1 protein-coding gene, 3 tRNA genes and 3 rRNA genes are annotated in these 5,791 nt (G+C 54.4%); all 7 read right to left on the reverse strand.

The window, feature by feature from the left end; translation table 11 throughout:
• Window position 1 precedes the first annotated feature (1 nt).
• A tRNA-Met gene (locus GGC30_RS16035) sits at window positions 2–78 on the reverse strand.
• Window positions 79–165: 87 nt separating this feature from the next.
• Window positions 166–280, reverse strand: a 5S ribosomal RNA gene (gene rrf / locus GGC30_RS16040).
• Window positions 281–367: 87 nt separating this feature from the next.
• Window positions 368–3,146, reverse strand: a 23S ribosomal RNA gene (locus GGC30_RS16045).
• A gap of 200 nt (window positions 3,147–3,346) precedes the next feature.
• Window positions 3,347–3,422, reverse strand: a tRNA-Ala gene (locus GGC30_RS16050).
• A 73-nt stretch (window positions 3,423–3,495) separates the two neighbouring features.
• Window positions 3,496–3,572 (reverse strand) — tRNA-Ile (locus GGC30_RS16055).
• Between the two features lie 181 nt (window positions 3,573–3,753).
• Window positions 3,754–5,214, reverse strand: a 16S ribosomal RNA gene (locus tag GGC30_RS16060).
• The 16S, 23S and 5S rRNA genes sit together here with 3 tRNA genes alongside, the layout of an rRNA operon.
• 383 nt (window positions 5,215–5,597) lie before the next feature.
• On the reverse strand, window positions 5,598–5,791 hold a 194-nt coding region (locus tag GGC30_RS16590), incomplete at its 5' end, for a hypothetical protein (protein WP_228763793.1).

Below are 5,791 nucleotides of genomic sequence, written 5' to 3' on the forward strand. Positions count from 1 at the left end.
TTGGGTGCGGGAGTAGGATTTGAACCTACGACCTTCAGGTTATGAGCCTGACGAGCTACCGGGCTGCTCCATCCCGCGGCAAACGGTAGTGTATCGTGAAGGAAGAACGGATCGAGAAGGCCCGCGATTGCGGCGTTTGTTCATCATCGGCTGTCCGCCTGGTAGACCCGGCGGCGACCTACTCTCCCGCGCCTTGAGACGAAGTACCATTGGCTCTGGAGGGCTTAACGACCGAGTTCGGAATGGGATCGGGTGGGGAACCTCCGACATAGCCACCAGGTCAACCAGGGGGACAGCGGATGATGAGAAGACATTGTCTGAGATTGCTCTGGTCAAGGAGCAATCATCGAATGAGTTTTGCTGAGAAACGATCAAACCGATCGGATTATTAGTACCAGTAAGCTTCATGGGTCGCCCCACTTCCACACCTGGCCTATCAACGTGGTAGTCTTCCACGATCCTCAGCGAAGCCTTGTTTTGAGGTTAGTTTCCCGCTTAGATGCTTTCAGCGGTTATCTATTCCATACTTAGCTACCCTGCTGCACAGCTGGCGCCATGACAGGTACACCAGAGGTATGTCCATCCCGGTCCTCTCGTACTAGGGACAGATCCTCTCAAGCTTCGAACACCCACGGCAGATAGGGACCAAACTGTCTCACGACGTTCTGAACCCAGCTCACGTACCACTTTAAATGGCGAACAGCCATACCCTTGGGACCTGCTCCAGCCCCAGGATGTGATGAGCCGACATCGAGGTGCCAAACTTTGCCGTCGATATGGACTCTTGGGCAAAATCAGCCTGTTATCCCTAGAGTACCTTTTATCCGTTGAGCGATGGCCCTTCCACTCGGGACCACCGGATCACTATGGCCGACTTTCGTCTCTGCTCGACTTGTCAGTCTCGCAGTCAGGCGGGCTTATGCCATTGCACTCGACGACCGATTTCCGACCGGTCTGAGCCCACCATCGCGCGCCTCCGTTACACTTTAGGAGGCGACCGCCCCAGTCAAACTACCCACCACGCCATGTCCCGGGACCGGATAACGGCCCTCGGTTAGACGTCAACGACAGTAAGGGTGGTATTTCAAGGACGACTCCACCAGAGCTGGCGCCCCGGTTTCATAGTCTCCCACCTATCCTACACATACGGTCGCTAACGCCAAGGCGAAGCTATAGTAAAGGTTCATAGGGTCTTTCCGTCTGACCGCGGGAACCCCGCATCTTCACGGGGAATTCAATTTCACTGAGCCTATGCTGGAGACAGTGGGGAAGTCGTTACGCCATTCGTGCAGGTCGGAACTTACCCGACAAGGAATTTCGCTACCTTAGGACCGTTATAGTTACGGCCGCCGTTTACCTGGGCTTCAGTTCGACGCTTTCACATCTCCCTTTAACCTTCAGGCACCGGGCAGGCGTCAGACCCTATACGTCGCATTGCTGCTTCGCAGAGCCCTGTGTTTTTGCTAAACAGTCGCTACCCCCTGGCTTGTGCCACTCAGTCCTGCTTGCGCAAGGTGAGTCACGCTTATTCCGAAGTTACGCGTGCAATTTGCCGAGTTCCTTCAGCATAGTTCTCTCAAACGCCTTGGTATGCTCTACCTGACCACCTGTGTCGGTTTCGGGTACGGTCTCTGCTGGAGTTATTTCCTGGGACAACGCCCCCGCACACACAATCCAATAAGTGGGTACGAGTTAAGCCATCCGTCACTTCCAGCTGGTGCAGGAATATTTACCTGCTTCCCATCGACTACGCTTTTCAGCCTCGCCTTAGGGGCCGACTAACCCTGCGCAGATTAGCTTTACGCAGGAACCCTTGGTCTTTCGGCGAGAGTGTCTCTCACACTCTTATCGTTACTCATGTCAGCATTCTCACTTCCGATACCTCCAGCCAGGCTCACGCCTGACCTTCACCGGCCTACGGAACGCTCCGCTACCGCTTGCAGTAAACTGCAAACCCATATCTTCGGCGCACGGCTTGAGCCCCGTTACATTTTCCGCGCAGGATCGCTTGATCAGTGAGCTGTTACGCTTTCTTTAAAGGATGGCTGCTTCTAAGCCAACCTCCTGATTGTCAAAGCAATCCCACATCGTTTCCCACTTAGCCGTGACTTGGGGGCCTTAGATGATGGTTAGGGTTGTTTCCCTTTTCACGACGGACGTTAGCACCCGCCGTGTGTCTGCCCGATAGTTCTCTTGGGTATTCGGAGTTTGGTTAGTATTGGTACCGCTCGCGCAGCCCGCAACCATCCAGTGCTCTACCCCCCAAGGAATTCGTCGGACGCTCTACCTAAATAGATTTCGCGGAGAACCAGCTATGTCCAGGTTTGATTGGCCTTTCACCCCTATCCACAAGTCATCCCAGAATTTTTCAACATTCACGGGTTCGGTCCTCCAGTTGGTGTTACCCAACCTTCAACCTGCTCATGGATAGATCACCTGGTTTCGGGTCGTCATACGTCGAACTTAGCGCCCTATTCAGACTCGCTTTCGCTGCGCCTACACCTAACGGCTTAAGCTTGCTCGACACATGAAGTCGCTGACCCATTATACAAAAGGTACGCCGTCACCGCGCTTGGCGGCTCCGACTGCTTGTAGGCTTCCGATTTCAGGATCTGTTTCACTCCCCTTGTCGGGGTGCTTTTCACCTTTCCCTCACGGTACTTGTTCACTATCGGTCGTAGAGGAGTACTTAGGCTTGGAGGGTGGTCCCCCCATGTTCAGACAGGATTTCACGTGTCCCGCCCTACTCGAGTCTCTTGCTGTTTGATGACTACGGGGCTTTCACCCACTATGGCCGACCTTTCCAGATCGTTCGTCTTTATTTCACAAGAGCACTGGCCTGGTCCCGGTTCGCTCGCCACTACTACGGGAGTCTCGGTTGATGTCCTTTCCTCCGGGTACTGAGATGTTTCAGTTCCCCGGGTTCGCTTAATGAAGCCTATGTATTCAGCTCATTATACCTTTCAACAATCCGCCAATCGCTGCCCCGAAGAGCAGAGTTGGAAGACTGTAAAGGTGGGTTTCCCCATTCGGAAATAACCGGATCAAAGGGTGCTAGCGCCTCCCCGGTTCTTATCGCAGCTTGCCACGTCCTTCATCGCCTCTCTACGCCAAGGCATCCGTCAGAAGCCCTTCAACGTTTGATCGTTTCTCAGCAAAACTCATGCTTGGTTTATTCCGCCCGACTGGAAAGATGCCGGGGGACCAAGCCTGATTTTTGTCAGACAATGTCTTCTTCTCGAACAAGACCTCAAAGCTCAGGGGAGCCGGTCACGTTCTTCCTTTACGATATCAATGCACGCCAACCCGAAGGCCGACGGCAAACTTGAATGCGATCACAAGATCCTGGTGGAGCCAGACGGAGTCGAACCGACGACATCCTGCTTGCAAAGCAGGCGCTCTACCAACTGAGCTATGGCCCCATTCCATCAGGAATGGTGCGAAGCCCAGGAGAGCTGTCATACGATACTGTCCAAGGCTGGAGTCCAGCAGGGCTGGTAGGCCCGGGCAGACTCGAACTGCCGACCTTACGCTTATCAGGCGTACGCTCTAACCACCTGAGCTACGGGCCTATGGCAGCGACAGCCGGGTCATAAACACCCAGGCTCGCGATCGCGTCACCAACTCAACGACCCGTATGGTCGAGGCGTCGGTGACGAAAGTGGAAAGAGAAACGGAGACGGCGGCGTTCCGCCGTTTATTGGAGCCTCAATAGACAGCCTCGTGAGAGACGGCCTGGAGAAGCATCCTTAGAAAGGAGGTGATCCAGCCGCAGGTTCCCCTACGGCTACCTTGTTACGACTTCACCCCAGTCGCTGACCCTACCGTGGTCGCCTGCCTCCTTGCGGTCAGCGCAGCGCCTTCGGGTAGAACCAACTCCCATGGTGTGACGGGCGGTGTGTACAAGGCCCGGGAACGTATTCACCGCGGCATGCTGATCCGCGATTACTAGCGATTCCAACTTCATGCCCTCGAGTTGCAGAGGACAATCCGAACTGAGACGACTTTTAAGGATTAACCCTCTGTAGTCGCCATTGTAGCACGTGTGTAGCCCACCCTGTAAGGGCCATGAGGACTTGACGTCATCCCCACCTTCCTCCGGCTTAGCACCGGCAGTCCCATTAGAGTTCCCAACTAAATGATGGCAACTAATGGCGAGGGTTGCGCTCGTTGCGGGACTTAACCCAACATCTCACGACACGAGCTGACGACAGCCATGCAGCACCTGTGTCCTAGTCCCCGAAGGGAAAGCCAGATCTCTCTGGCGGTCCAGGCATGTCAAAAGGTGGTAAGGTTCTGCGCGTTGCTTCGAATTAAACCACATGCTCCACCGCTTGTGCGGGCCCCCGTCAATTCCTTTGAGTTTTAATCTTGCGACCGTACTCCCCAGGCGGATTGCTTAATGCGTTAGCTGCGTCACCGAAATGCATGCATCCCGACAACTAGCAATCATCGTTTACGGCGTGGACTACCAGGGTATCTAATCCTGTTTGCTCCCCACGCTTTCGAGCCTCAGCGTCAGTAATGAGCCAGTGTGTCGCCTTCGCCACTGGTGTTCTTCCGAATATCTACGAATTTCACCTCTACACTCGGAGTTCCACACACCTCTCTCATACTCAAGACACCCAGTATCAAAGGCAATTCCGAGGTTGAGCCCCGGGATTTCACCCCTGACTTAAATGTCCGCCTACGCTCCCTTTACGCCCAGTAATTCCGAGCAACGCTAGCCCCCTTCGTATTACCGCGGCTGCTGGCACGAAGTTAGCCGGGGCTTCTTCTCCGGGTACCGTCATTATCGTCCCCGGTGAAAGAATTTTACAATCCTAAGACCTTCATCATTCACGCGGCATGGCTGCGTCAGGCTTTCGCCCATTGCGCAAGATTCCCCACTGCTGCCTCCCGTAGGAGTTTGGGCCGTGTCTCAGTCCCAATGTGGCTGATCATCCTCTCAGACCAGCTACTGATCGTCGCCTTGGTGAGCCTTTACCTCACCAACTAGCTAATCAGACGCGGGCCGCTCTAAAGGCGATAAATCTTTCCCCCGAAGGGCACATTCGGTATTAGCACAAGTTTCCCTGAGTTATTCCGAACCTAAAGGCACGTTCCCACGTGTTACTCACCCGTCCGCCACTAACTCCGAAGAGTTCGTTCGACTTGCATGTGTTAGGCCTGCCGCCAGCGTTCGCTCTGAGCCAGGATCAAACTCTCAGGTTGAGTTGACTTCTGACCTAAGCTTGAAGACCACCGAAGCGGTCTTGGCATTAGTTCTACGTATTTTATTGACGAGTTCCCACGTCATCGATCCGAAGACCGACGCATGGTATCTTTTCAAAAAGACCGCAGATAGTCAGTGTCGTATGATGACCTGCTAGGGTCATCGCAAGAACACCGCCGCCTGCGTTTCTCTTTCCAAATCAACAATGTCAAAGACCTGGAACCTCCGAAGAGGCCCGACCGTTTAGCGCCGTGTCGTCGGCGGAGGCGGCGATTTAGAGAACCGCAAACCCCGTGTCAACCGCTCTTTTCAGAGATCTTTCGGAGAGAAGAGCGAACCCTTCAGACCGCAAGAAACCACCGGAGGAAAGCGAGGCTTACCTCTAAAAACCCGTCGGCGATTCGATTGGAGCGCGGAACCTAGTTAAACCAACCGATGAAAGCAAGAAGTTTTTCGCTCCTTTCTTCCGCGGGACCTTGGAGATCTTCATCCCCGCCGCCCCGCCGGCCAGCCCGTTTCCGAGCGAGGCGGCTCTATACGGAGCACCCTCTTTGTCAGCAAGCGGATTCTGACAGT

This window comes from Brevundimonas sp. SPF441 (assembly GCF_009661015.1).
Lineage (GTDB): Bacteria > Pseudomonadota > Alphaproteobacteria > Caulobacterales > Caulobacteraceae > Brevundimonas > Brevundimonas vesicularis.